The following is a 26,447-nucleotide window of genomic DNA, read 5'->3' on the forward strand; positions in this document are numbered from 1 at the left end:
GCCCGGCGGGCGGTTATGGCTGGGTGAAGAGTTTGGCGAAACGATCGAGAACGTCTTTGCGTGAGGCCGACGCCTTCGGATCTTCCGGGAGTAACTTCAAAGATTTAAACAGCGGACGTTTGGCGTCGATATCGGAACGTGCAGGCATCAGCCATGCTTGCGCTACCAGTTGCTGGCCTTCCGGCGACAGCGCGTAATCGATAAAGGCTTTGGCCTCTTTTTGCTGCTGGCTGGATTTGAGGATCATCATCGGACGCGGGGCGATCACGGTGCCGCTCTGCGGGAAAATCACTTTGACGGATTCGCCGTCCTGCATGCTGGCGTAAGAGACGTAATCCACCGCGCCAAATACCGCCGCTTTCGCGCCCTGTAACACCGGCGTCAGCGCCTGTGCGTTCGGCCCGGCGATGATCATGCCGTTGGCTTTCAGGTCATCAAACAATTTCCACGCCTGCTGTGCATGAGCATTCTGCAACCCGATCAGCAAATCCAGCGAGGCGCCGGACAGGGAGGGATCCGGCGTGGTGACTTTATCTTTAAACTCGGGTTTGGTCAGGTCGCCCCAGTCTTTCGGCTCGGACGTCCCGCTTTTGGTATTCCACACAATCCCCAGTGCGGAAATGCCCTGCGCCACGTAATACGGCGTTTTGAACTGCGCCGGAACCTGCGCCGCATTTGGACTTTGATATTGCAGTAGCCAGCCGCGCTGTTCGAGGTCGGTTGCGGTATCCCATGACGCCGAAATCAGCACGTCGGCACGAGGGTTGGCCTGTTCGGCTTCCAGACGGGCCATCACTTTGCCGGTAGTCGCCTGAAATACATCGACCTTTACGCCAGTCTGTTTTTCATAGCCCGCCGCCAGTTTCTTGGCCAGCGAACCCGGCCCGGCGGTGTAAAGCGTCAGCGCCTGTGCGCTGCCCGCTGCCATTGCGAGAGAAAGAGTCATTGCGGTCATTACGCCTGTTTTGGTTCTGGATAAAAGTGTACGAGTCATTGGGTCAATTCCATCAGAGGTTAAGCAACAAAAGGGGAAACAACGGAAGCATCATTCAGGTCAATACTGGCGATTGCGCCCTTGTCCATGCGCGCAATACAGTGCGCCAGCGCGCGAGCTTCGTGCCGGTCGTGGGTGACGTACACCGCCGTGGTGCCGAGCTGGCGCAGCAGCGTCGCCATCTCTTCGCACAAACTTTCGCGCAGATCGCGGTCAAGATTGGAAAGCGGTTCGTCAAACAGCAGAATGCGTGGCTCAGCGACAATCGCCCGCGCAAGCGCCACACGTTGTTGCTGGCCACCGGAAAGCTCGCCAGGGCGGCGCGAGACGAAATCTGCCAGCCCGACGCGATCGAGCGCCGCCATCACTTTTTCCTGCTGAAGTGCGCCGCGAACTCCGCGCATTTGCAGTGGAAATGCGACGTTCTGCCGCACGCTCATGTGCGGCCACAGCGCGTAGTCCTGAAAAGCCATGCCGAGATTACGTCGTTCCGGCGGCAGGCTGAATGTGCCGCTGGCAACAATTTCGCCGTCGAAGCTTAACTGCCCGGATGCAGGTTGCAGTAAGCCTGCGAGCATTTTTAGCAACGTACTTTTGCCGCAGCCTGAGGGGCCGAGCAGGGCGAGGATCGTGCCTTTGGGCACCGTGAGATTGACGTGATTGAGTACCGGTGTGCTGCCGAAAAAATAGGACACCTGATGGAGGGCGATAGCGGGTGGTGAAGCAATGCGCGGTGGCGCATTCCCGCCTTTAAAAGCTGGAATGTTCATGACGGTACTATCCTCTTTGGGACTTATTGGTGCTGCTGAGCCTAAAGAGAGAGTGTGACGAAGAAATGACAGGTTTATGAAGGTAGGGATTTGGCGGTGCAGGCGGGGAACCTGCACCGAACCAACGTATTACTGTTTTATTTCTTATAGTGCTGTTCGCCCCACGCCAGTATGCCTTCCAGCAGCGGTTTCAGGACGCCTTGCAGTTCACGGGCTTTATCTTCGTTATAGGCGAATGGCTCGATTTCTTCCATGTAATTTACCTGCGCCAGCTCCAGCTGAACTGCGTGCTGATGGATATCCGGCTGGCCATATTCGCGGGTGATATAACCGCCTTTGAAACGCCCGTTAAGCACATGACTAAAGCGCGACTGTTGCAGACAAACGCTTTCGACTACAGCGCTTAATTGTGGCGAACAGCTCGCGCCGCCGTTGGTGCCAATATTGAGATCCGGCAGTTTGCCATCGAACAGACGCGGGATTTGTGAGGCAATAGAATGTGCATCAAACAGCAGCGCGTAGCCGAATTCCTGTTTCATCCTCGCCAGTTCTGACGCAATGGTCTGGTGATACGGCTGCCAGATTTGCGCCAGATACTGCTGACGCTGCGCCACGGTCGGCTCCATCCCGGCTTTAAACGTCGGGCGGCCATCAAATAACGTATCCGGGAACAGACCGGTGGTGGCGGTGGTGTAGAGCGGGGTATCGTCCGCCGGACGGTTGAGATCAATCACGAACCGTGAATATTGCCCGACCAGAATGCTGGCTCCGAGCGTGCGGGCAAAATCATACAGCTGTGGAATATGCCAGTCGGTGTCAGAGAGCGGCAGCGCGGCATCGGTCAGCCCGCTGGCGACTTCCGGCGTCAGGTGCGTCCCGGCGTGCGGAATGCTGATCAGCAGCGGGGCGGATCCCCTGATGAAATGTAAGGGCTTGGCAATAGCAGGATTAACTGAAAGGCTCATAAACGAACTTCTCCACGGAGATGACCACGAAATACAACGGTGCAGGGCAACTGTCCGCCCAGCCAGTAAACCAGTTCAGCCGGACGCGACAGCGGCCAGTGAATAAAATCGGCGACCTTGCCCGCTTCCAGGGTACCGTGAGAATCCTGCAAACCCAGCGCCCGTGCGCCGTGACAGGTCACTCCGGCCAGCGCTTCTTCCGGCGTCAGACGAAACAGCGTGCAACCCATATTCAGCATTAAGCGCAGGGAAAGTGCCGGAGATGTCCCCGGATTGGCATCGCTGGCCAGCGCCATAGGCACGCCGTAAGTGCGGAAATGTTCCACCGGCGGACACTGCGTTTCGCGCAGCAGGTAATAGGCGCCCGGCAGTAACACCGCGACGGTGCCACTGGCGGCCATGGCTTTGGCATCGTCTTCGGTGGCGTATTCCAGATGATCGGCAGACAGCGCGTGATAGCTTGCAGCCAGCGCGCTGCCGTGCAGGGAAGAGAGTTGTTCGGCGTGAAGTTTTACCGGCAGGTCGAGGGATTTTGCGGCATTGAACACGCGCTCAACCTGTTGCGGTGAGAACGCCAGATGTTCGCAAAACGCGTCCACGGCATCGGCAAGATTTTCCTGCGCAACCGCCGGCAGCAGGGTGTCGCAAATTAGCTGAATGTAATCATCAGGCCGGTCTTTAAACTCAGGGGGCAGTGCATGTGCAGCAAGGCAGGTGGATTTCACCTCGACCGGCAGCATATGACCAAGCCTGCGGATCACCCGCAGCATTTTAATTTCGCTTTCCACGCTCAGACCATAGCCTGATTTAATCTCCACGCAGGTTACGCCTTCTGCCAGCAGCGGTTGCAGGCGGAACAACGCCTGTGCGAGCAGTTCATCCTCAGTGGCAACGCGGGTGGCGTTGACCGTCGATAAAATCCCGCCGCCCGCGGCGGCAATCTGGGCATAACTTACGCCATTCAGCCGCTGTTCAAACTCGGCACTGCGGTCGCCGCCAAACACCAGATGCGTATGGCAGTCGACCAGCCCCGGCGTGATGATCCCGCCGTCGAATTCATGTTCGATAGCATTCGGGTAGTCCGGGCACTCAGCGTCAGGGCCGAGCCACAGGATGCGGCCACCGCTGACGGCGATTGCGCCGTTTTCGATCAGGTTGTATTTCCCGTCCTGCATGGTAATCAGCGTGGCACCACGCCAGACGCTGTCACATTGTGAAGAGGGTTCAGATGAGAAGTGAGGGGACAGCGTTAAGGACATGTCAGGCTCCGGGCAAGGTTGATCTTGTATAGACAACTAAAGTCAACCTAGCGCATAACCCGAAAACCGGCAAGTGAAAAGCCTCTCAACCGTGACTGGTGAAGCGTCCGAACAGCTGATAACGAGAACCGGCGTAGATAAGCCGCGCCGAGGTGACAACGCGGCTGCCGCTCCAGGTGCGGCGGTGGATCAGCAGACAAGGCTCGTGCTCGCTCAGTTGTAGCAGCTCCCGCTGCTCGTCGCTGGCGCTGACGGCTTCCACACGATGCTCCCCGGCAGTCAATGGCGCGATGGTCATCAGATAGGTGTATGGCGACTGCTTGTTCAGCACTTCTTGCAGATAATCCGGGGCCATTTCCGGATTCACAAAACGCTCTTCGATCTGTACCGGCACATGATTTTCGTAATGCACAATTTGTGAATAAAACAGGATTTGCCCGAGGGGGATTTCCATCTGCTGCGCCTGTGCGGCATCTGCCAGTCTGGCTTCGCACAGCAGAATTTTGCTGTCGTGCTGGTGGCCGCGTGCGGCAATTTCATCGGCGATGTTGTGGACTTCCAGCATCGGCGTATAGGCCTTGGCTTCGGCCACGAAGGTGCCGACACCCTGCATGCGGATCAGAAAACCTTCGCTGGTCAGCTCCCGCAGCGCGCGGTTGATAGTCATGCGGCTGACGCCCAGCTCGTTGGTCAGCTCGCTCTCGGAAGGCACACGCTGATGTGGCTTCCATACGCCCGCGCGGATCTGGCTGACGATCGCCTGTTTTACGCGCTGATAGATAGGGGCGGGGGTATCGCTCATTGCGGCCGCCAGTTCGGACAATGTCTGTTGGGACACTCCCTGTTGCGCTGCACCAGAATGAAAAAGTGGTGTCGGCTCCGACATGTCTCGTACCTCGCTCATTGATCTTGCTGAATTGTTTTCTGTTCTCAGCCCCGTAGTGTCCACCACGGGCAGGCAAACGAAAAGGGGACGGCGAAAACAAAAATCAAAAAAATTCGTGTTGCAAGTTTACAGCGCAATCAGGCATATGTATATGTATAGACAAGTTGATTAAAACAGTAGCAGTTGTTTATCAATAATTGCATTTATGTTTCCCCATGTTGATTCAGGAACGATGTCATGGCTGCTTATTTTGCTTCACGCGCTTTACTTGCCGATGGCTGGGCGCAGGATGTTCGTCTGGAGGTTGACGCCACCGGAATGCTGACGGCGGTGACACCGGGCAGCGACCCGCAAGGCTGCATCACGCTTTCCGGGCCGGTGGTGCCAGGGATGCCGAATCTGCATTCGCACGCCTTCCAGCGGGTGATGGCCGGGCTTGCAGAAGTCGCCGGGGATCCGCAGGACAGTTTCTGGACGTGGCGCGATCTGATGTATCGCATGGTGCAGCGTCTGACACCTGAGCAAACTGGCGTCATCGCCCGTCAGCTGTACATCGAAATGCTCAAGGGGGGTTATACGCAGGTCGCCGAATTCCATTATCTGCACAACGATATCAGCGGGCAGCCGTATGCCGATCGCGGCGAAATGACAGCGCAACTGAGCGGGGCGGCAGAGCAGGCGGGCATTGGCCTGACGCTGCTGCCGGTGCTGTACAGCTACGCCGGATTTGGCGCGCAACCCGCACAGGACGGGCAAAAACGTTTTATTCAGAACGTGGACAGCTATCTGCAACAGCAGGATGTCATCCGCCAGCAGATTGGCGGCAAGCCATTGCAAAATGCCGGTCTGTGTTTCCACTCGCTGCGCGCCGTGACGCTCACGCAAATGCGCGAGGTGCTGACAGCGGGCGACAAAAATTTCCCGGTGCATATTCACATTGCCGAACAGCAAAAAGAGGTGAACGATTGCCTCGGCTGGAGCGGCCAGCGGCCAATCAGCTGGCTGTATGATAACCTGGATATTGATCCCCGCTGGTGCCTGATCCACGCTACGCACGCCGACCGTTTTGAATTAGCCAGTATGGCGAAAAGTGGTGCGGTGGCTGGATTATGTCCGACGACCGAAGCTAACTTAGGGGACGGTATTTTCCCCGGTGTGGAATACCTTGGTCACAATGGCCGCTGGGGGATTGGCTCCGACAGCCACGTGTCGCTAAATGTGGTGGAAGAACTTCGCTGGTTTGAGTATGGCCAGCGTCTGCGCGATCAGCGCCGTAACCGCCTGACGTTGCCGCATCAGCATTCCGTCGGTGATGTGCTCTATTCCCACGCTTTACAAGGCGGCGCGCAGGCATGCGGTGCGGCGATCGGCAAGCTGGCCATGGGCTATCGTGCCGACTGGCTGGTGCTCGACGGCAGCGATCCCTATCTGGCGGCGGCCAAAAATACCGAAATTCTTAACCGCTGGTTGTTTGCCGGTAACAGCGGGCAAATCCGCGATGTCTATGTCGGCGGTATCGCGCGCATTGTCGAAGGTCAGCATGAACAGCAGCAGACCGCAGCGGCAGCTTTCCTCAAGGTACTGAACCAGCTGGCGGAGCGTGCGGCATGACCGGCTGGCAGCCATTCAGCTTTTTGGGGCTGCCGGTCAGCCCCTGGCGCAACGGCGGTGGCGAAACCCGCGAAATCATCCGTGTTCCGGCAGGAAATGCGGATTTCGACTGGCGCGCCAGCATTGCGACCATCGCACAGGACGGTCCGTTTTCCATTTTTCCCGGCATTGACCGTTCGATAACCTTACTCAGCGGTGAAGGCGTCCATCTGCTGGCGGCGCCGGACATCGACCATTCCCTGAACCGCGCCGGTGAGCCTTTTTCTTTTCACGGCGAACAGGCGGTCAGTGCCCGGTTGCTGGGCAGCGTAACCACCGATTTTAACATCATGACCCGTCGTGAAACCTGTCGTGCGAAGGTGATCGCCGCCCGCGAAACACTCACAATTTCCCCGCAACATGGCGGCGTGATTTATATCCTGAGCGGCCACTGGCAATTACCGGACGGTATGCAAATCGGACAGGGCGATGGCTTTTACTGGACGGGAAATGCCCGGATAAATCCGGTCACCGTCAGCACAAAACACCCAGACGGACTGCTGCTGTGGGCGTCAATTATTACGGATTAATCGTCACTTACATTCGTTGCGTAAGACAGCCCGACAGACTGCGTTCTGCGTCGGGTTTACGTTTAGCTTAACTTGTCTATACAGGAATAGATTATGGCTTCTTCATCTCCAGAATTGATCCTTTGCCATCTGCAACCGGGTCAGGTTGATTTACCGACGTTACGCCAGATTTATCAGGGTAACGTCCGCCTTGAGCTGGCAGAGGAGGCGCGGGCGGACGTCCAGGCTTCGCAGGAAACAGTGACGCGTATCGTGGGATCCGGCAAGGTGGTTTACGGCATAAATACCGGTTTCGGCAAGCTGGCGCAAACGCGCATTCCGGCGGAAAGGCTGGCGGAATTGCAGCGCAATCTGGTGCTGTCGCACAGCGTCGGCATTGGCAAGGATCTGGCGGATAACGTGGTACGTCTGGTGATGGCGACCAAAGTGCTGAGCCTGTCGCGCGGGCATTCCGGTATTCGTATTGAGGTAATCGACGCATTGATCGCTTTGTTCAACGCCGGTGTTTACCCGTGCATTCCTGAGAAAGGATCCGTGGGCGCGTCCGGAGATTTAGCGCCGCTGGCGCATCTTTCCCTGATGCTTATCGGTGAAGGTCAGGTAACGGTTCAGGGTAAGAAAGTGTCGGCGGTCGAGGGGCTGAAAACCGTCGGGCTGCCGCCGTTTGAGCTGGGGCCGAAAGAAGGGCTGGCGCTGCTTAACGGCACGCAGGTGTCGACGTCACTGGCGTTATCCGGGCTGTTTGAAGCGGAACGCGTTTTTGCCGCCGGTCTGGTGGCGGGTGCGCTGTCGCTGGAGGCTATCAAAGGATCGGTGAAACCGCTGGATCCGCGTATTCATCAGGCGCGCGGTCAGCTGGGGCAAATCGCGGTAGCGGCGGCGGTGTCCGATTTGCTCGCTGGCAGTGACATTGTCACGTCGCATTCCAACTGCGGTCGCGTGCAGGATCCCTATTCCATCCGCTGCGTACCTCAGGTGATGGGTGCGTGTCTGGATAATCTTCATCACGCCGCCCGTGTTTTACGCATCGAAGCCAATGCGGCATCCGATAACCCGCTGGTCTTCGCCGAAAACGGCGATGTGATTTCCGGCGGTAATTTTCACGCCGAGCCGGTGGCGTTTGCCGCGGATATTCTCGCGCTGGCGATTGCTGAAATTGGCGCAATTTCAGAGCGCCGCATGGCGTTGCTGCTCGATACCGGGCTTTCCGGCTTGCCGCCGTTCCTGGTCAACGATGGTGGCGTAAATTCCGGCTTTATGATAGCGCAGGTGACCGCTGCCGCGCTGGCTTCTGAAAACAAATCCCTCGCACATCCTGGCAGCGTCGACAGCCTGCCGACCTCCGCCAATCAGGAAGATCACGTCTCGATGGCGACCTACGCCGCGCGTCGTCTCGGTGACATGTGCTTTAACACCAGCGTCGTGGTGGGGATTGAAGCGATGGCCGCCGCACAGGGCATTGATTTCCATCGTCCGCTGCAAAGTTCACCCGTATTGGAAGATGAGCTGAAAGCCATCCGCGCTGATGTGCCGTTCCTTGAACATGACCGCCTGATGGCCCCCGACGTTGAAATGATGCGTCTGTGGGCCACCCGCGAACGCTGGCCGGCGGCGGTTGAAGCGCTGTTGCCGAGTTTTGCCTGATTCTCCTGAACCGATAAAGGAACCGAAAATGAACGCTCCACAAAAAACCGCCGTTGCCCGCGTTGTTCGTGCCCCGCACGGCACAGAACTCAGTTGCCAGAACTGGCTTATAGAAGCGGCGTACCGCATGCTGCAAAACAATCTCGATCCGGACGTCGCCGAGCGCCCGGACGATCTGGTGGTGTACGGCGGAATAGGCAAAGCGGCGCGCAACTGGCCCGCGTTTGAAGCCATTCTTTCAAGCCTGCGCGGACTGCGCGAAGACGAAACGCTGCTGGTGCAGTCCGGCAAACCGGTCGGCATATTTCGCACGCATACCGACGCGCCACGGGTGCTGATCGCCAACTCTAATCTCGTGCCGCATTGGGCAAACTGGGAGCATTTCCATCAGCTGGATAAAGCCGGGCTGATGATGTACGGCCAGATGACCGCCGGTTCGTGGATCTACATCGGGGCGCAGGGCATTGTTCAGGGCACTTACGAAACCTTCGCTGAAGCGGGGCGTCAGCATTACAACAGCGACCTGCGCGGCAAATGGATTTTGACCGCCGGTCTGGGCGGCATGGGCGGGGCGCAGCCGCTGGCCGGTGTGCTGGCCGGTGCCTGCGTGCTGGCGATTGAGTGTCAGGAATCGCGCATTGATTTTCGCATCCGCACCCGCTACCTCGATTATAAAGCGCATAGCATTGATGAAGCGCTGGCGCTGATCGAGAAAGCCTGCGCCGAAAAGAAAGCGATTTCTGTTGGCCTGCTGGGCAATGCGGCCGAGCTGATGCCGCAGCTGGTGGCGCGCGCCAAAGAAGGCGGCCTGCGCCCGGATATCGTCACCGACCAGACATCTGCACACGATCCGCTGAATGGTTATCTGCCAGAAGGCTGGAGCTTAGAAAAATGGCAGGCGGCGCGTCAGTCTGACCCGCAATCGGTTATCAAAGCGGCCAAAGCCTCGATGGCGAAACACGTACTGGCGATGCTTGATTTCCACGCGATGGGCATCCCGACCGTCGATTACGGCAACAATATCCGGCAGGTGGCGAAAGATGAAGGCGTGGCCAACGCCTTTGACTTCCCTGGTTTTGTTCCGGCGTATATTCGTCCGCTATTCTGCGAAGGCAAAGGCCCCTTCCGCTGGGTGGCACTTTCCGGCGATCCGCAAGATATCTACAAAACCGACGCTAAATTAAAAGAGCTGTTCCCCGATAATGCCAATCTGATCAACTGGCTGGACATGGCGCGCGAGCGCATCGCGTTTCAGGGATTACCGGCGCGTATCTGCTGGCTTGGTCTGGGTGAGCGACATATCGCCGGGCTGGCGTTCAACGAAATGGTGCGCAACGGCGAACTGAAAGCGCCGGTAGTGATTGGCCGAGACCATCTGGACACCGGCTCGGTTGCTTCGCCGAACCGCGAAACCGAAGCAATGAAAGATGGCTCCGATGCGGTTTCCGACTGGCCGCTGCTTAACGCTTTGCTCAATACTGCGGGAGGCGCGACCTGGGTCAGCCTGCATCACGGCGGCGGCGTTGGCATGGGTTTCTCGCAACATGCGGGGATGGTGATTGTGGCAGACGGTAGCAGGGAGGCGGATGCGCGTCTGGCGCGCGTATTGTGGAACGATCCGGCGACCGGCGTAATGCGTCATGCCGATGCCGGCTATGAACAGGCGGCAGCGTGCGCAGAGCGCAACGGGCTGAACTTGCCAATGATGTAATAGCGGTTTTGAAAGTTGAAAGCCCGCTTAGCGTAAACCGTTAAGCGGGCTTCTTTCGTTTTATCAGGGGGCTTTACGCGATTTAAGAAAAGCTAATCGCCTGAATTAAAGCGCAAAACACCTCTTTATTTCCCGATCAGGTCTTACCGATTTCTGGTCTACTGGCTAGCATCAGACAGGTGTAAAGCCCAGCAGGCGGGATTCTGAGGGCTGAGGCCGTCCAAAAAAATACCCCTGAAACAATGAACATCCTTCTTCTTTCAGACGCCGGAACTGCTCGTCGGTTTCCACGCCTTCGGCGGTGGTCTGAATAGCCAGACTACGGCTCATACCGGTGATGGCGCGGATAATCGCCAGCGCTTCCGGGCTGTCCTGCATGTCATTGATAAACGACCGGTCAATTTTGATTTTATCGAACGGGAACGAACGCAAATAACTCAGAGACGAGTAGCCGGTGCCGAAATCATCCAGCGCGATGCGGATGCCCAGCGCTTTGAGTTTGCGCAGCGTGCCGACATTGCCCAGCGTGTTATCGAGTAATACCGATTCGGTGATTTCCACTTCCAGTCTTTCCGGCGCAAGCCCTGAAGAGGCCAATGCAGATTCGACCACGGACACCAGCCCGCTGTTTTTGAACTGGATCGGCGAAAGGTTCACCGCAACGGTCTGGTTTCCCGCCCAGGTGGTCGCTTCGCGGCAGGCTTCATGCAGCGCGAACGATCCCAGACTGTGGATCAGCCCCGTTTCTTCGGCAATCGGAATAAAATCGATCGGCATGACCAGGCCGTTTTTCGGATGGTGCCAGCGCATCAGCGCTTCGTAGCCAATGACCGCATCATGTTTGGCATCGGTGATCGGCTGATAATAGAGGCGCAGCTGATTACAGGTGATCGCATCGCGTAAATCCAGTTCAACCAGACGACGTTTGCGCGCGGCGGCGTCCATCTCAATGCGAAAATCTTCATAGCGGTTGCGGCCGTTACGTTTGGCTTCGTACAGCGCCATGTCCGCGCAGCGCAACAGCTGATCCGGCGTATTGTCCGGGGAATCCGCCAGCGCGATACCAATGCTCAGGCCAACTGACAGCGAATGGCCGTCGACTATCACCGGCGGACGCACGGACTCAATCAGACGTTTTGAGATCTGATGCGCGGCGGCGATATCTTTCAGCCCCGGCAGCACCACGGCGAACTCATCGCCGCCAATGCGCGCGAGCGTGTCGTCATCGCGCAGCGTCATGCGCAGACGTTTGGCTATCGCGCGCAGCAATTCGTCGCCGACCTGATGGCCGAGTGCATCGTTAACGTTTTTGAAGTTGTCGAGATCCAGACACAGCGTGGCGGTGTGCGTGTGGTTGTAGCTGTCAGTCTGCAAGGCTTCGCTCAGACGCTGGCTGAACAGAATACGGTTGGGCAGGCTGGTCAGATTATCGTGATGCGCCATGTGGTGGATGCGCGCGTGCGCCGCGTGCTGGTCGGTCACGTCATCGGCGATCATCATTACGTAACTGGTCTGCGGATCGTGGCCGCGGATCACCGAACTGGTGGTTTGCAGCGTGCGGTCACCGATGGCGGTCAGTAGCTGCTGTTCGCTTTTATGTACACCTTCGGCGCGCAGACATTCGTCCGACTGTTTATTGATAAACGAACTCAGGCCGACGCCCATGCAGTCCTGCGGGCGCTTACCGAGCATGTCTTCGCGCGAAATCCCCAGCAGACGCTCAGCCTGACGATTCACCAGCAGAATTTCCCGCGACACGGCATTTTCGACGATCACCGACGAAGGAATATTGGCGATCACGGTATTAAGAAACTGTGTGAGGGCGGAGAGCTGTTCACTGTTCGATTCGGCCAGATCTTTGGCGTACATCAGCGCCTGTTCGTTTTCACGACGTTCGGTAACGTCACGGGTTATCTTGGCAAACCCGATGATTTCTCCGGCTTCGCGCAGCGCTTCGATGATGACGTGTGCCCAAAAACGCGAGCCGTCTTTGCGCTGGCGCCAGCCCTCGGATTCATAACGGCCGGTTTCGCGTGCCGTTTCCAGCCCGTGCTGTGGCCAGCCGTTTTTTTTATCTTCTTCAGTGTAAAAACAGGAGAAATGTTTCCCGACCACTTCCTCAGGCGCATAACCTTTGGCTCGCTGCGCACCGGCATTCCAGTTCGCCACGGTGCCATCGGGTTTCAGCATATAAATTGCGTAATCTTCAACGCGTTGAACCAGCAACCGATACAGTACGTCAGAATCTTCGTTCATTTTAATTTGCCTGCTAGCTGGCCGCCTCTGTGCGGGATCCTCCCAAATTAGAGTCCGGCTAAATAGTGCGTCTGTTCCCGACGCATTTTTGCTGTGATGTGTGGTGAGACGTTAGCATAAGATAATTCTTAGTTCGTCAAATTATGCCTCTAAGATACTTAAAATTAAGCGTTTATAGCAAAAATAACGGCCTTAAGTGAAATTCCACTTTTGGGTTTAAATAGGCGTAATGGTTATCGGCAGCCGCTTCAGGAGCTTTAATGCGATGGCACAAAAAGCTTAAGGATTTACCGCAGAGGAGAGAGGGTGACTGGCGGCCAGAAATGACAAAGCCGCAACGGTGTGCGGCTATTTATTCTGGCAGTACTTTTTTTCTGGCAGTACTTTGACCGGGTCAGGGCGGTTTATATCGTGGGAATAAAGGGGCCGTCAGCCACCGAATCCCGCAAAATAAGATCTGAGGTAAACTGATTTTTTTCTGATAAATACCCGCCATCGAGCATCGAAATAATCTGATTAATCACTTCACTGACCATATCACTCACCGGATCTTTTACGCTGGAAAGCGCGGGAATTAAAAACGGCGCGGTCGGAATATTATCAAACCCGATCACCGAAACTGCATCAGGCACTTTAATTCCGGCGTCGCTGAGTTGCTTCATCGCGCCGATCGCCATTTCATCATTACTGGCAACGATGGCGCTGAACGGGTGATCTCCGGCAAGCAGTGCGCTGACGGCTGCTGCGCCGCTGGCCGGTGACCATTTCCCCTGCACAATCAGTGATTCCCGTACCGGCAGACCGGCGGCGATTAACGCATCTTTGTAGCCAGACAGGCGTTCAATAGCCGTCGGGGAATCCATCGAGCCGGTTATAAACGCAATATCGTGATGGCCGCGTGCAATCAGTGCCTGCGTTGCCTGATAACTCGAGCCTTTATGATCGCAATATATACAGTGGCTCTGATGTTTTCTCAGTTTACGGTTCACCACCATCACCGGTTTTTTATATTTATCGATGATCAAATCCATTTCATCGACCGATAAAAAGCGCGGATAAATAATGATCCCATCACAGCGTAAATCATGCAAAAACTCGATAGCTTCCTGCTCTTCGGCGGCGCTGTTTTTGCCATCCACCAGGATCAGCTGACGCCCGTTGGCATCCAGTTTTTTCGCCGCCTGTGAGATTAACTCACTGAAATAATTGCCGTTGTAAAGTGTATTGGTGACCACCAGCCCGATGCACATGGATTTACTGGTTGCCAGATTACGCGCCAGTAAATTCGGGCGATAGCCGGTTTCTTCAATAGCCCTGAACACCTGATCCTTCGTTTCCTGGCTCACATAGCCTTTCCCGGAAAGTACGCGGGACACCGTGGCTTTAGAGACGCCTGCTCTGGACGCCACTTCCTGCATTGTCGACATCAGGCACACCTGAAAGAAAAAAATGATCCGTCATTCTACACATTTCTGCGTATTTTCGCGGATTTCACCGCGCAAAGCCTTCTCATGGAGATCGTCATCACAAAAATGAAACAGGGTTGTCACTTTCTGTTGAAGTCGCCATCAGATCTGCACATTCTCGTATGTAACCGGTTACCTATTGTTTCAGAAACACACTAAGAAGCGCGTTCATACCGATTTTTCGCATACAGCATCGTTCATAACCCTATGAATCTGAGAGAGTTACCCTCATGTCTAAGAATTTTGCAGCAATGTCGCAGTCGATTATCCGTGCTATCGGCGGCGCAGAGAACGTCGCGGCGGTTACGCACTGCATGACGCGTCTGCGTTTTGTTCTCAACGATGCCTCCCTGGTTGACGGCGAAAAACTCAAAGCCATCAGTGGTGTGATGGGTGTGGTGCGCAATGAGCAACAGTGTCAGGTGATCGTCGGCAACAACGTGTCCCACGCCTACGCCGAAGTCCTTAAGTTACTGCCGGAAGGGCTCTCTGGTGCAGGCGGCGCGCCGGTTAAAAGCAAACTCACGCTACGACGCATCGGCGCAGGCATTCTCGACGCGCTGATCGGCACCATGTCGCCGCTGATCCCTGCCATCATCGGCGGCTCAATGGTCAAACTGCTGGCGATGATCCTTGATATGACCGGCGTCTTTGAGAAGGGCGCATCGACGCTGGTGATCCTCAACACCATTGGCGACGGCGCGTTCTTCTTCCTGCCGGTGATGGTCGCGGCTTCGGCGGCGGTAAAATTTAAAACCAACATGTCGCTGGCGATTGCCATTGCCGGGGTACTGCTGCATCCGGCATTTATCGATCTGATGGCCAAAGCTGCTCAGGGTCAAAAAGTAGAGTTCATCGGAATTTCTATCACAGCAGTGAAATATACCTACACCGTGATCCCTGCGCTGTGTATGACGTGGCTGTTGTCATACATTGAAAAGTGGGTTGACCGCATAACGCCAGTTGTGACTAAAAACTTCCTCAAACCGATGCTGATCATGCTGATTGCCGCACCGATCGCGATTGTGATTATCGGCCCGCTGGGAATCTGGATCGGCACCGGAATTTCGGCGGTGGTGTACACCGTTCACAGCTATCTCGGCTGGCTCTCGGTCGCCATCATGGGCGCGGCATGGCCGCTGCTGGTGATGACCGGCATGCACCGCGTATTTACGCCAACCATCATTCAGACCATCGCTGAAACCGGCAAAGAAGGAATGGTGATGCCGTCGGAAATTGGTGCGAACCTGTCGCTCGGCGGTTCCTCGCTCGCGGTGGCGTGGCGCACCAAAAACCCGGAACTGCGACAGACCGCGCTGGCCGCAGCCGCTTCGGCGATTATTGCCGGGATTTCAGAACCAGCGCTGTACGGTGTCGCACTGCGCCTTAAACGCCCGCTGATCGCCTGTCTCATCAGCGGATTTATCTGCGGCGGCGTCGCCGGGCTGGGCGGCCTTGCCAGCCATTCGATGGCGTCTCCGGGGCTGTTTACCAGCGTCCAGTTCTTCGACCCGTCTAATCCAATGAGCATCGTCTGGGTGTTTGGCGTAATGATTCTGGCGATCGTGATTTCCTTCTTCACCACGCTGCTGCTGGGCTTTGAAGATATTCCGGTCGAAACACCGCACTCGAAAGAAGACAAGGCAGAAGATGCCGAGATTTCCGCACCCTTTGCCGCTGCGCAAAGTGCAGTAAAAACACATTGAAGACAGAAGAGGACTTTCTCATGGCAGCATCACCATTTCCTGACGGTTTCTTATGGGGCGGCGCGATTGCCGCAAATCAGGCCGAAGGTGCCAGTTTTGAAGGCGGAAAGGGCCTGACAACGGTGGATATGATCCCGCACGGCGCGCACCGTCTGGCGGTGAAAACCGGGCAGGAGAAGCGTTTTCAGCTCAAAGAAGACGAGTTCTACCCGAGTCATCAGGCCATTGATTTTTATCATCGTTATAAAGAAGACATCGCGCTGATGGCCGAAATGGGTTTCACCGTATTCAGAACCTCGATTGCCTGGAGCCGCCTGTATCCGAACGGTGACGAGCTGACCCCAAACGCTGAGGGTATCGCGTTTTACCGCGACGTTTTTGCTGAATGCCAAAAATACGGCATCGAGCCGCTGGTGACGTTGTGCCATTTCGACGTACCGATGCATCTGGTAGTTGAATACGGTTCATGGCGCAACCGCAAAATGGTTGAGTTTTTTGCCCGCTACGCGCGAACCTGCTTTGAAGCCTTCGACGGATTAGTGAAGTACTGGCTGACGTTCAATGAAATCAATATCCTGTTACACAGCCCGTTCTCCGGCGCGGGGCTGGTGTTCGAAGAGGGTGAGGACCAGGAGCAGGTCAAATATCAGGCCGCGCATCACGAGCTTGTCGCCAGCGCACTGGCCACCAAAATCGCCCATGAGGTGAACCCTGATAATCAGGTCGGCTGCATGCTGGCGGGCGGTAATTTCTATCCGCGCACCTGCAAACCGGAAGATGTCTGGGCTGCGCTGCAAAAGGACCGCGAGAATCTGTTTTTCATTGACGTACAGGCGCGCGGCGCATACCCGTCTTATACAAAACGCGTTTTCGCCGAGAAAGGCATCGTCATTGCCAAAGACGAGGGCGACGACCAGATCCTTAAAAATACCGTCGATTTTGTATCCTTCAGCTATTATGCCTCCCGCTGCGCTTCGGCGGACATGAACGACAATAACAGCAGCGCGGCAAACATTGTTAAATCGTTGAAAAACCCTCACATCGAAGCCAGTGAATGGGGCTGGGGGATCGACCCGTTAGGGTTGCGCATTACCATGAATATGATGTACGACCGCTATCAGAAACCGCTGTTCCTGGTGGAAAACGGCCTCGGCGCGAAAGATGAGATTAACGCGCAGGGCGAAATCCTCGACGATTACCGCATCAGTTACCTGCGCGAACACATCCACGCCATGGGCGAAGCCATCACCGACGGTATTCCGGTCATCGGCTACACCTCGTGGGGCTGCATCGATCTGGTTTCTGCCTCTACCGGAGAAATGAGCAAACGCTACGGCTTTGTGTATGTCGATCGTGACGACAGCGGAAATGGCACGCTGGAAAGAAAGAGAAAGAAATCTTTCTGTTGGTACAAAAAGGTGATTGCGAGCAACGGCGCGGATTTAGCGTAAGGGTGAGGTTTAAAAAGCAGGCCGGGATTATGCTGGCCTGCGATGTTTCTGGTGTACCAGCCTGAACAGAATTTCAGAACGAAATTATTGGGGCAGATTACGCACAAGTTCGCAGGCAATATCGACGATTTTCTTTCTTTTAAAACCTATTGAGTTTACATATTTTCCTTCCTTGTATCCGTTCTTTCCCATCATCTCACCCGTTACCACTTTGGTTTGTTGTCTGGCTATTAATGCGTCATGGGCGGGTTTATCAAATCCATCAGGCCCAATGAGTTCTCGCAGTAATGTTCGGGATCCAATATGTTTGAAAAATTGCGCAGGTATATATTGGGTTGAGCGCGTTGTGTTTTTTAAAGAATAGAAATTCTCGTTAAGGAATTTATTCAAAACATCATCTTTAAATAATTTTGCATGTAAGCTCTCAAACCGGTCCCGATGTTTAAACATCCGCGAGACAAAATGCAGACTATAGATCATACAATCTTCCATTGAGGTCTGAATCCCCATAGGGACCAGCATAACCTTGATATGATCATCTTGACGATATCTTGAAGCAATCCTGAACATATTCATGGCTGCAACGCCACTATTTTCGCCAACACTATCAAGGTAAATAACAGATTTCCGGTTATTTTCATCTGTAAACACATTCATCGCGCCAAAATGTAAACCCTGGCCTTTTAGAATAATACGCCTATGCTGATTAACGGGGCCTGCCTGCTCAATTTTACTGAACAGACGGTCGAAGCCTTCGATATATTCGGCATTAACTCCTGGACGATTAGTATTTAGTGAAAATATTAATATTTTGATGAGTTGTGCTTCAAAATCCACATTTGCGTATTGCCTGCCCTGAGAAATATGGGCCTCAATATCGGTTTGATAATGTTCCATCGCTTTCTTTAACTTGCTTGCATCAGACGCGCTAAAATAGAGGCTTTCCGTTTCCATTTGTTCTCACTGTTAACTTAATGTTATTGGATTTTCGACATGAAATCTGGTGATGTAATTATTTCATTTCCAGGATTTTTTTATCGTGTGTAACAAAAACCCCCCGTTATTATACACCGCTTGCGTTGCTTAAAAAGAGTGTAATCGCAATCCCACACCCTGAACCCAGTATTGGCAACCACTCAGACTTATTAATAAAAATTTAATCATATTATTAGTGAATATATTTTACGGATGAAAAGGTGACGAACTGGCATGAAACAACCGGGGGTTCAACGGCAGGCGGCATCATGAGTAGAAATTGACAAAGAGGGAGAAAGCCTCTCCCTCCTTGAACTCCCCGTTTTTTCAAACACGCCCAATCGCTGGAACAGTGGGCGCCCGCTATGACTTCTGCTTATTGGGTAAAACCCTGCGAAGGATGGTGTCGGGGGTGGCTACAGCAGACAATGCTAAACCAAAACCCCGGCTTTCTTATTCGGTGCTCGCAGGGTTTTTTCCACAAACATCTTTGTCCGCTCGTCATAATATCGGCTCGGCCAGATAGCAGACGGCGGTAAACCAATCGCCTTACCGATCAGCATTTCACCTTTCGGCCAGGGGCGGGAAAGGGCGTTGGAAAGCGTCGAGGAGCTTAAGCCCGCTGCGCGCGATACCGCCGCCAGCGTGGTGCCTTTCTTACGCAATGCTGCAATGATATCGGCGGGATGCCAGTCTTGATTAATCATGGCTTATCCCTCCTGTTGATGAATAAACAGGCGTGAGGAACGGCAGAAAAGTAGGGCTATGTGAAAGTTTCATAGATAATTCCTTGTAGTAGTAGGGACTACCACGGGAGCTGCGAAACTCTTTGGGTGGTAGCTCAGACAAGGTTCGCAGTACCGGCCTACAAGGACACCGGCCAGCCCGAAGGCTGCCCTGCCTGAGCCACCATTGATGTTGCCAGTACAGTTTTTAAACTGCGTAAGCAACAGGTGTGCGCAGACATTGTCACTTAGTGCGTTACACCAAGTGAGTCCTTATAGCTTTTCCAGGCTGCGAAACCCGGCTGCGGATTTTGCCGCAGCGGCGCAACTATAGCGTAAAACAAAAACGTAAACCAACACCCTAATGCCTGAATTGCGAGATGTTTTCCAAAGAAAATTGAGTTGTTGCAGTGAGTTACATCCGATGTTAACGCTGCGAGTTGCGGTTTAGTCTTTAAAAATGCTGATATGGCGCGATCAAAAAATCCTGCCGAACGGAGCGGGCCGGAGACTTATGGCTCCGGCACCGAGTGAGGGAACCGCGCAGCGGCAGGGTTTTGCGCCACCCATAAAAGCGAAAGAACACGTCCAACATTCCAGCGATAGCGCTTGTTTTAAAAAACGCAGGATTGCTAAGGGGCGCGTTTACGGCCCTTAGCCCGGTGTGGGCCGGCGCCCACGACCTTGACCTTGACCTTAAGGCTAGTTTGGGCGTCAGCCCACCCATTTACCCATCACTTTCCCTTATATCGATTCCACACATATTTATACTTTTATATTCGTAGCAGCCGCTCGCCCCCTTATGCAATTCTCTGAACCACAAAAGAAAAACGCTATTTACCATCAGGCTGCATATTTAGGGCGCAAGCCCTCTTAAGACTACTTATAAGGAAAAACTATGGCCGTTTTAAACTTCAAAAAAAGCACGCTTTCCGCCGGTCTTTTTCTGGCGATTACCAGCGTCACCACCTTTGCTGCCCATGCCGATCAACTGGCTGATATTAAAAAAGCCGGTGTAGTCAAAGTGGCGACTTTCGATTCCAATCCGCCGTTTGGTTCTGTGGATGCCAAAACTCACGACATCGTCGGTTATGACGTCGATTTTGCTAAAGCCCTGGCGAAAACGCTGGGCGTGAAACTTCAGCTGGTGCCGACCAATCCGGCCAACCGTATTCCGCTGTTGCAGTCCGGTAAAGCGGATCTGATTGTTGCAGATATCACCATCACGCCGGAACGCGCGAAAGTGGTCGATTTCTCCATTCCTTACTTCGTTACCGGTCAGCAGTTCCTGGTGCCAGCCGGTTCACCGGATAAGCTGGATGCTTACGCCACGGCGCGTATTGGCGCGGTGAAAGGCACCACCGGCGAGCAGGAATTACATAACCGCTTCCCGCAGTCGCGCGTGCTGTCGTATGACGATATCCCGCTGGCGCTGTCGGCGTTGCGAAACGGTAACGTACAGGCCATCACTCAGGACAGCACTATTCTGGCTGGCTTGCTCGACGGCGCGCCGGACAAAGCTAAATACAAAGTTTTACCTGAATTGCTGAGTAAGGAAGAGATCGGCGTTGGCGTGAAAAAAGGTGAAACCAGCCTGCTGAAAGTGGTGAATGACGAGTTGCTGAATCTGGAGAAAAACGGGCAGGCGGTGAGCATTTATAACGTCTGGTTTGGCCCGCAGACCAAGTCTCCGCAGCCGCGTCTGTTCAAGATTGAAGCGAAATAAGCGTCACTGACTCAGGGCAGGTACATGCAACAAGATACTTTATCAACCGCAGCGGCGTCTGCGGTTTTTTCACATCCATCGCCTGATAAAACCGTCGCGGTGGAATTCCGGCAGGTCAGCAAAGCCTTTGGTCATCATGAGGTGATCCGCAATGTCGATTTACGGGTCGCGAGCGGGGAAGTGGTGGCGGTCTGCGGGCCTTCCGGCTCGGGAAAATCGACGCTGATCCGCCTCATCAATCAGCTGGAAACCGTCAGCAGCGGGGAAATCCTCATCGACAATCAGCCGACGCGCAGCCTCAGCGGCGCGGCACTGCGCCAGTTGCGCACGCACATCGGCTTCGTGTTCCAGCAGTTCAACCTTTACGCCCACCTCACCGCGCAGGACAACGTCAGTCTGGCGCTGACCAAAGTTCACGGCTGGAAGAAAAGCGAGGCGCGCGAAAAGGCGCTGGCGCTGCTGACCCGCGTCGGCCTGCGCGATAAAGCGCTGCATTATCCCGAGCAGCTTTCCGGCGGGCAGCAGCAGCGCGTGGCGATCGCCAGGGCGCTGGTGACCGACCCGAACATCATTTTGTTTGATGAACCCACTTCGGCGCTCGACCCGGAAATGATCGGCGAAGTGCTGTTGGTGATGCAGGAGCTGGCGAAAAGCGGCATTACGATGATTGTGGTGACGCACGAAATGAGCTTTGCCCGCGAAATCGCCGACCGGGTGATTTTTATGGACGGCGGCGAAATTCTCGAGCAGGCCGCGCCGGAAGAGTTCTTCCTGCGGCCACAGCATCCGCGTGCGCAGCGGTTCCTGCAAAAGGTGCTGTTCCCGCTCCATCCGGAAAAAGAGGCGACGTCATGATCTGGCATCCGGACTGGGCAGGCGTCCTCACCGGGCAGCCGTTGCAGTGGATTATCTCCGGTTTTCTGACCACGCTTTACGTCAGTATTATCGGCAGCGTGCTGGCCACGTTACTGGTGGTATTGCTGCTGGCGATGCGGCTGGGCAACTCCCGCGTCGCGCACGGTGCTGTTGCGGTATTTGTCTCAATCTTTCGCAATACGCCGCTGCTGGTGCAGCTGTTGTTCTGGTATTTCGCGGCCTACGGCGCACTGCCGCAAAGCTGGCGGTTTTACATCGGTGATAACCATCCGTGGGCGGTGTTTCCCGGCAATATCGCATGGCTGACGCCGGAATTTTTGTGTGCGGCCTGGGGGCTGGCGCTGTTTACCGCCGCATTTCTGGTAGAAGAAGTGCAGGCCGGGCTGAACTCGGTGCCGAAAGGCCAGACGGAGGCGGCAGTCTCACAGGGCTTCAGCCGCTGGACGCTGTTGCAGTCCATCCTGCTTCCGCAGGCGCTGACCAACGCATGGCAGCCGATCACCGGCCAGTACCTCAATCTGATGAAACTCTCCTCGCTGGCGACCGGCATTGGTTTTGCCGAACTGACGTATCAGGTCAGCCAGATAGAAAGCTATAACGCCCATGCATTCGAAGGATTTGCGGCAGGCACGCTGCTGTATCTGGCACTTGGCCTGATCCTCGGCGCGCTGATAACGTTTTTGGGTCCGAAACGGCCACAGCGGCGGCGGCAGGGCATTTTAACGGAGACACCGAAAGATGGAATTTGACTGGTCGGTTTTGCAGGATAACTTCACTTACATGCTGTGGGGAAGGCTGGCGGACGGCGAACCGGGCGGCGTATTACTGACGCTTATCATGGCCGTTTCGGCGGGCGTACTGGCGCTGCTGCTGGGGGTCGCGATGGCCGCGCTGGCATGGCGCTTCGGCGGCTGGACGCGCAAAGTGCTGTTTGTCTGGGCATCGTTTATTCGCGGCATCCCGCTGATTTTCGTTATTTTCTGGCTGTACTTCCTGCTGCCCGTGGTGTTCGGGGGTTCGATCCCTGGTCCGCTGACGGTGATTATCGCGCTGGCCTGGTTTACCTCGGCGGCGGTAATGCACACCACGCTTTCGGGGCTTGAATCCTTACCCGCCGGGCAAACCGAAGCCGGCATTGCATCGGGGCTTGGCAAAATCAGTGTACTGATTAACATCCTTCTGCCGCAGGCCTGGCCGAATCTGCTGCCGTCGTATCTGGGGTTGTTTATCGCGCTGATCAAAGACACCTCATTGGCGTTTATCGTTAACGTGCCGGAGCTGACCACTGTTGCCGGACAGGTGAATAACCGGGTGCAAATTTACCCGGCAGAAATTTTCCTGTTTGTCGGGCTGATGTACTACCTGCTGTGCGCCTCGCTGGCGTATGTAGCGGGAAAAGGGCTAAAGCGCCGCCGTCAGGCTGCGCGCTGAACCAATCACCGGCAGCGAGTTGATCAACTGCTGCGTCCAGGGATGGGCGGGCCGGTGGAAAACATCATCGACCTGCCCGTGTTCTACCACGCTGCCGTCTTTCATCACCACGACGCGATCGGCCAGGTGATGCACCACGCCTAAATCGTGTGAGATAAACAGCAGGGCGGTACGGTGCTCCGCCTGCATCTCGGCCAGTAAATCCAGCACCTGTGCCTGAATGGAGACATCCAGCGCGCTGACCGGCTCATCGGCCACTAAAAGCGCCGGATTGGGGGCAAAGGCGCGGGCGATGGCCACGCGCTGACGCTGCCCGCCGGATAAATCGCGCGGATAACGCCGCAGGAAACCCGCGCCGAGCTGCACTTCCTCCAGCAGCTGAAGTATGCGTTTCTGGCGTTCATCGCCAAAAATACCGACGCTGTCCAGACTCTCCCCAATGATTTTCTCCACGTTATAGCGCGGATCGAAGGAACTCAGCGGATCCTGCGCAATCAGCTGGATGCCTTTGCGTTGCAGCCGCCGCTCGGATTCCGGCGTCTGGCTCCAGCGTCGCCCCTGAATGTTAATAGTGCCGGAACCGGGCTCGGTAAGCCCGAGTACCATGCGCGCGACCGTAGTTTTGCCCGAACCAGACTCGCCGACGATCCCCAGCGTTTCTCCCGCCGCAAGGCGCAGGCTGACGTTATTCACTACCGTTTTACCCGCGTACTGTTTATATAAATTCGTTGCCTCCAGCACCGGCACATCGGGTGAAATATTCTTAGCGGGCAGCGGAATGCCGCGCTGGCCGGAGAGGCGCAGGCCGCGTGTTGCGGGGCTGGGTACCGCGGCCAGCAGCTGTTGGGTGTAAGGATGGTCCGGCGCGTTCAGCAGTTTTTCGCCGGTGCCTTCCTCGACCACCTTGCCCTGATGCATCACCAGTATCCGGTCGGCCAGTTGCCCGACAACCGACAAATCGTGGCTTATCAGCAGCAGGCTTTCGCCTTTGTCTCGCCGCTGTTGCAGCAGATCCAGAATCTGTTTCTGCACGGTCATGTCCAGCGCCGTGGTGGGTTCATCGGCAATCAGCAAACCAGGATCCCCGGCCAGCGCGGTGGCGATCAGCACGCGCTGACGCAGCCCGCCGGAGAGCTGATGCGGATAGGTGCTCAGCCGGTTTTGCGCATCGGGAATGCCGACGGATTTGAGCAACGCGAGGGTCTGTGCATTCAATTTACGCAAGTCGGCGGTGCGGCTGGCGGTCAGTGCGTCGCGCAGCTGCTGGCCAATCTGGCGCAGCGGATCGAGTGACACCAGCGCGTCCTGCAACACGTAGCCAATTTGACTGCCGCGAATTTTGCGCCAGCGGCGCTGGCTGGCACCCAGCATGTTTTGCCCGCCGATCACAAACCGGTCAGCGGTGATGCGCGCTTTGGCATCCTGTAAACCTAACAAACTGCGCGCGGTGACGGTTTTTCCAGAGCCGGATTCGCCGACAAAGGCGAGGGATTCTCCTCGTTTTAGTTGCAGATTCAGGCCGCTGACCGCCGCTTTTTCGCCATCCGGCGAAGGGAAAAAGATCGAGAGATTGCGGATATCGATAAAAAGTTCGCCGTTCATGGTTGTTTCCCTTCAAAAGTGGCCTGCCAATAACGGCCCAGCGTGTTCACCGAAATGACGGTCAGGGTGATCGCCACGCCCGGCCAGACGCCAATCCACCAGGCATTGCGCAGATAATTACGTCCTTCGGCCAGCATCAGCCCCCATTCCGCGGTCGGCGGCTGGGGTCCCATGCCGAGAAAACTCAGCCCGGCGGTCCCGATAATCGCAGTGCCTAAGCCGAGCGTCGCCAGCGCCGGAACGTGGGCAATCGCGTGAGGCAGTACGTGACGCCAGACCAGAACGTGGCGTTTGAGGCCAAATGTGCGCGCCTGTTCAACATAACCTGACGACATCACTACAAAGGTCTGCGCCCGCACCACGCGGGTAAAACGCGGCACCGAAGCGACACCGAGCGCAAATATCAGATTGGTGGTGCCGGGGCCGGTAAAAGCGATCAGCATTAACGCCAGCAGCAGGTCGGGGAAGGCGGAGACGACGTCTACCGCGCGGCTGATCAGTTCATCCAGCGGCCCTTTCAGCAGACCGGCCAGCAAACCGAGCAGGCTGCCGATGCTCACCGCCACCGCCATTGCCGCGAGGCTTATCAGCAGCGAATAGCGACTGCCGTAAATAATGCGCGCCAGCACGTCGCGCCCCAGCTGGTCGGTGCCCAGCCAGTGTTCAGCGGAAGGCGGCAGCTGCGCGTTGACCGGATCGGCATTCAGCGGATCATAATGGGTGAGCCACGCGGGGAAAATCACCGCCAGTACTACCAGAAAGAGAAACAACACCGCCAGCACATAACCGGTGGAATAACGGCGTGTAAACCGCAATGCGGCGACTGTCTGGCTCATGATTTTTCCTCCCCGCTGGTATCACGCAGGCGCGGGTCGATGAATAAATAAAGGATATCCACCAGCGTACTCAGTACCACGTACACCAGTGCGGAAAAAATAGCCACCGCCAGCACTACCGGCAAATCTTTGCCCAGCACCGCATCGACGGTGATTTTACCCAGACCGGGGCGACCAAAGACCTGTTCGGTTATCACCGCGCCGCTGAGCAATCCGCCGATAAGCCAGCCGGTGAGCGTGACCGCAGGCAGTGCGGCGTGGCGCAGGGCATGGCGTAAACGGATGGTGGCGTTGCCCAGTCCCCAGGCGCGCAGCGTCAGCACAAAGGGTTCATCAAGTGCATCTTCCAGCCCGCGTCGCAGCACCTGAGACACTACCGCGCCCTGTGATAAACCCAGCGATAACGCCGGCAGCACCAGCGAGGAAAAGCTGCGGTCGCCCGCCACCGGGAACCAGCGCAGGGTAAAGCTGAAGATAAACAGCAGGACGATCCCCAGCCAGAAAGAGGGCGTTGAAGCCAGAACCAGCTCGACAGAACCGGCGATCCGCTGCCCCCAGCGGCGATGCACGGTGGTCACCGCCATCAGCACGGCAAAAATCAGGCTTACCACCAGCGCCAGACCGGTAAGTTTGAGCGTCGGCCACAGTTGGGAAAGCACCAGTGAACTGACGTCGGTATTGAGCATGTACGAACGGCCAAAATCACCGTGCAGCACGCGCCATAAATAGTGCAGATATTGCATGTACAGCGGCTGATCCAGTCCCCATTCGGCGCGGATTGCCGCTTCAATCGCAGGAGTTTGTACCTGTTCGCCCATCAGCAAACTGACGATATCCCCCGGTGCGAGGTACACGCTGATAAAGGACAGCGTCACCGCTGCCCATAGCACCAGCGCGCCGCTCAGCAGCCGCCGGAGGATCCGCCATCGCCATGACGGCGCAGTGTCAGGCAGCCGTGGTGAACCAAACGTACTTTCAACCGTCATGG

23 protein-coding genes are annotated in these 26,447 nt (G+C 55.8%); 10 read left to right on the forward strand and 13 right to left on the reverse strand.

Annotated elements, in window-relative coordinates; genetic code table 11:
• Positions 1–13: 13 nt before the first annotated feature.
• The 5 genes from GE278_10040 to hutC all read right to left on the reverse strand — a co-directional run bounded on the left by GE278_10040 (position 14) and on the right by hutC (position 4,874).
• Complete coding sequence (locus GE278_10040) at positions 14–994, reverse strand: extracellular solute-binding protein (protein ID QLK61076.1); 981 nt, start codon at positions 992–994, stop codon at positions 14–16.
• A gap of 20 nt (positions 995–1,014) precedes the next feature.
• A complete protein-coding gene (locus GE278_10045) occupies positions 1,015–1,764 on the reverse strand; it encodes an ATP-binding cassette domain-containing protein (protein ID QLK61077.1) in 750 nt (249 codons plus the stop codon).
• A 137-nt stretch (positions 1,765–1,901) separates the two neighbouring features.
• Complete coding sequence (hutG, locus tag GE278_10050; GenBank protein ID QLK61078.1) at positions 1,902–2,729, reverse strand: N-formylglutamate deformylase; 828 nt, start codon at positions 2,727–2,729, stop codon at positions 1,902–1,904.
• A complete protein-coding gene (locus GE278_10055) occupies positions 2,726–3,988 on the reverse strand; it encodes an imidazolonepropionase (GenBank protein QLK61079.1) in 1,263 nt (420 codons plus the stop codon). The genes hutG and GE278_10055 overlap by 4 nt, the downstream gene beginning before the upstream one ends.
• A gap of 85 nt (positions 3,989–4,073) precedes the next feature.
• Positions 4,074–4,874: a histidine utilization repressor gene (gene hutC / locus GE278_10060; GenBank protein QLK63262.1), complete on the reverse strand. Its 801-nt coding sequence runs from the start codon at positions 4,872–4,874 to the stop codon at positions 4,074–4,076.
• A gap of 237 nt (positions 4,875–5,111) precedes the next feature.
• On the opposite strand from hutC, the gene GE278_10065 reads away from it, so the two are divergent.
• The 4 genes from GE278_10065 to GE278_10080 all read left to right on the forward strand — a co-directional run bounded on the left by GE278_10065 (position 5,112) and on the right by GE278_10080 (position 10,409).
• Positions 5,112–6,485 (forward strand): formimidoylglutamate deiminase, encoded by a 1,374-nt coding sequence (locus GE278_10065; protein QLK61080.1) that lies wholly within the window; start codon positions 5,112–5,114, stop codon positions 6,483–6,485.
• Positions 6,482–7,054 carry a HutD family protein gene (locus GE278_10070; protein QLK61081.1) on the forward strand — a complete coding sequence of 191 codons (573 nt, stop codon included), beginning with the start codon at positions 6,482–6,484 and terminating at the stop codon, positions 7,052–7,054. Before GE278_10065 ends, GE278_10070 begins: the two co-directional genes overlap by 4 nt.
• Positions 7,055–7,147: 93 nt before the next feature.
• Positions 7,148–8,698 carry a histidine ammonia-lyase gene (gene hutH / locus GE278_10075; GenBank protein QLK61082.1) on the forward strand — a complete coding sequence of 517 codons (1,551 nt, stop codon included), beginning with the start codon at positions 7,148–7,150 and terminating at the stop codon, positions 8,696–8,698.
• Between the two features lie 28 nt (positions 8,699–8,726).
• Positions 8,727–10,409, forward strand: coding sequence for a urocanate hydratase (locus GE278_10080; GenBank protein QLK61083.1), 1,683 nt, complete (start codon positions 8,727–8,729; stop codon positions 10,407–10,409).
• Between the two features lie 171 nt (positions 10,410–10,580).
• Here GE278_10080 and GE278_10085 read toward each other — a convergent pair whose 3' ends face one another.
• Positions 10,581–12,665 carry an EAL domain-containing protein gene (locus tag GE278_10085; protein QLK61084.1) on the reverse strand — a complete coding sequence of 695 codons (2,085 nt, stop codon included), beginning with the start codon at positions 12,663–12,665 and terminating at the stop codon, positions 10,581–10,583.
• A gap of 404 nt (positions 12,666–13,069) precedes the next feature.
• A complete protein-coding gene (locus tag GE278_10090; GenBank protein ID QLK61085.1) occupies positions 13,070–14,092 on the reverse strand; it encodes a substrate-binding domain-containing protein in 1,023 nt (340 codons plus the stop codon).
• A gap of 269 nt (positions 14,093–14,361) precedes the next feature.
• Here GE278_10090 and ascF point away from each other — a divergent pair, with 269 nt between their 5' ends.
• Positions 14,362–15,837 (forward strand): PTS cellobiose/arbutin/salicin transporter subunit IIBC, encoded by a 1,476-nt coding sequence (gene ascF / locus GE278_10095; GenBank protein QLK61086.1) that lies wholly within the window; start codon positions 14,362–14,364, stop codon positions 15,835–15,837.
• Between the two features lie 20 nt (positions 15,838–15,857).
• Positions 15,858–17,288 carry a 6-phospho-beta-glucosidase gene (ascB, locus tag GE278_10100; protein ID QLK61087.1) on the forward strand — a complete coding sequence of 477 codons (1,431 nt, stop codon included), beginning with the start codon at positions 15,858–15,860 and terminating at the stop codon, positions 17,286–17,288.
• Between the two features lie 84 nt (positions 17,289–17,372).
• Here the strand turns inward: ascB and GE278_10105 are convergent, their stop codons facing one another.
• The 3 genes from GE278_10105 to GE278_10115 form a co-directional block, all read right to left on the reverse strand.
• The gene (locus GE278_10105; protein ID QLK61088.1) at positions 17,373–18,242 is read right to left on the reverse strand and encodes a hypothetical protein; all 870 of its coding nucleotides are present in this window, start codon (positions 18,240–18,242) and stop codon (positions 17,373–17,375) included.
• Positions 18,243–18,694: 452 nt separating this feature from the next.
• Positions 18,695–18,970, reverse strand: a complete 276-nt coding sequence (locus tag GE278_10110; protein QLK61089.1) for a transcriptional regulator — start codon at positions 18,968–18,970, stop codon at positions 18,695–18,697.
• 158 nt (positions 18,971–19,128) lie between these two features.
• Positions 19,129–19,230: a hypothetical protein gene (locus GE278_10115; protein ID QLK61090.1), complete on the reverse strand. Its 102-nt coding sequence runs from the start codon at positions 19,228–19,230 to the stop codon at positions 19,129–19,131.
• A 656-nt stretch (positions 19,231–19,886) separates the two neighbouring features.
• Here GE278_10115 and GE278_10120 point away from each other — a divergent pair.
• From GE278_10120 to GE278_10135, 4 genes are read left to right on the forward strand one after another with little or no spacing between them, the layout of a single operon-like run.
• On the forward strand, positions 19,887–20,714 hold the full coding sequence (locus GE278_10120) for a transporter substrate-binding domain-containing protein (GenBank protein ID QLK61091.1): 828 nt from the start codon (positions 19,887–19,889) through the stop codon (positions 20,712–20,714).
• A 24-nt stretch (positions 20,715–20,738) separates the two neighbouring features.
• A complete protein-coding gene (locus tag GE278_10125; protein QLK61092.1) occupies positions 20,739–21,569 on the forward strand; it encodes an ATP-binding cassette domain-containing protein in 831 nt (276 codons plus the stop codon).
• Positions 21,566–22,339, forward strand: a complete 774-nt coding sequence (locus tag GE278_10130; GenBank protein QLK61093.1) for an ABC transporter permease subunit — start codon at positions 21,566–21,568, stop codon at positions 22,337–22,339. The genes GE278_10125 and GE278_10130 overlap by 4 nt, the downstream gene beginning before the upstream one ends.
• Entirely contained in the window at positions 22,329–23,021 is a 693-nt protein-coding gene (locus GE278_10135) for an ABC transporter permease subunit (GenBank protein ID QLK61094.1), read from the forward strand. The genes GE278_10130 and GE278_10135 overlap by 11 nt, the downstream gene beginning before the upstream one ends.
• Here the strand turns inward: GE278_10135 and GE278_10140 are convergent.
• From GE278_10140 to GE278_10150, 3 genes are read right to left on the reverse strand one after another with little or no spacing between them, the layout of a single operon-like run.
• Positions 22,992–24,623: a dipeptide ABC transporter ATP-binding protein gene (locus tag GE278_10140; protein ID QLK61095.1), complete on the reverse strand. Its 1,632-nt coding sequence runs from the start codon at positions 24,621–24,623 to the stop codon at positions 22,992–22,994. The genes GE278_10135 and GE278_10140 overlap by 30 nt on opposite strands.
• Entirely contained in the window at positions 24,620–25,459 is an 840-nt protein-coding gene (locus GE278_10145; protein QLK61096.1) for an ABC transporter permease subunit, read from the reverse strand. The genes GE278_10140 and GE278_10145 overlap by 4 nt, the downstream gene beginning before the upstream one ends.
• Positions 25,456–26,445: an ABC transporter permease subunit gene (locus tag GE278_10150; protein ID QLK61097.1), complete on the reverse strand. Its 990-nt coding sequence runs from the start codon at positions 26,443–26,445 to the stop codon at positions 25,456–25,458. Before GE278_10150 ends, GE278_10145 begins: the two co-directional genes overlap by 4 nt.
• Positions 26,446–26,447 lie beyond the last annotated feature (2 nt).

The sequence above is a fragment of the Enterobacteriaceae bacterium Kacie_13 genome (assembly GCA_013457415.1).
In the GTDB taxonomy this organism is placed as follows: domain Bacteria; phylum Pseudomonadota; class Gammaproteobacteria; order Enterobacterales; family Enterobacteriaceae; genus Rahnella.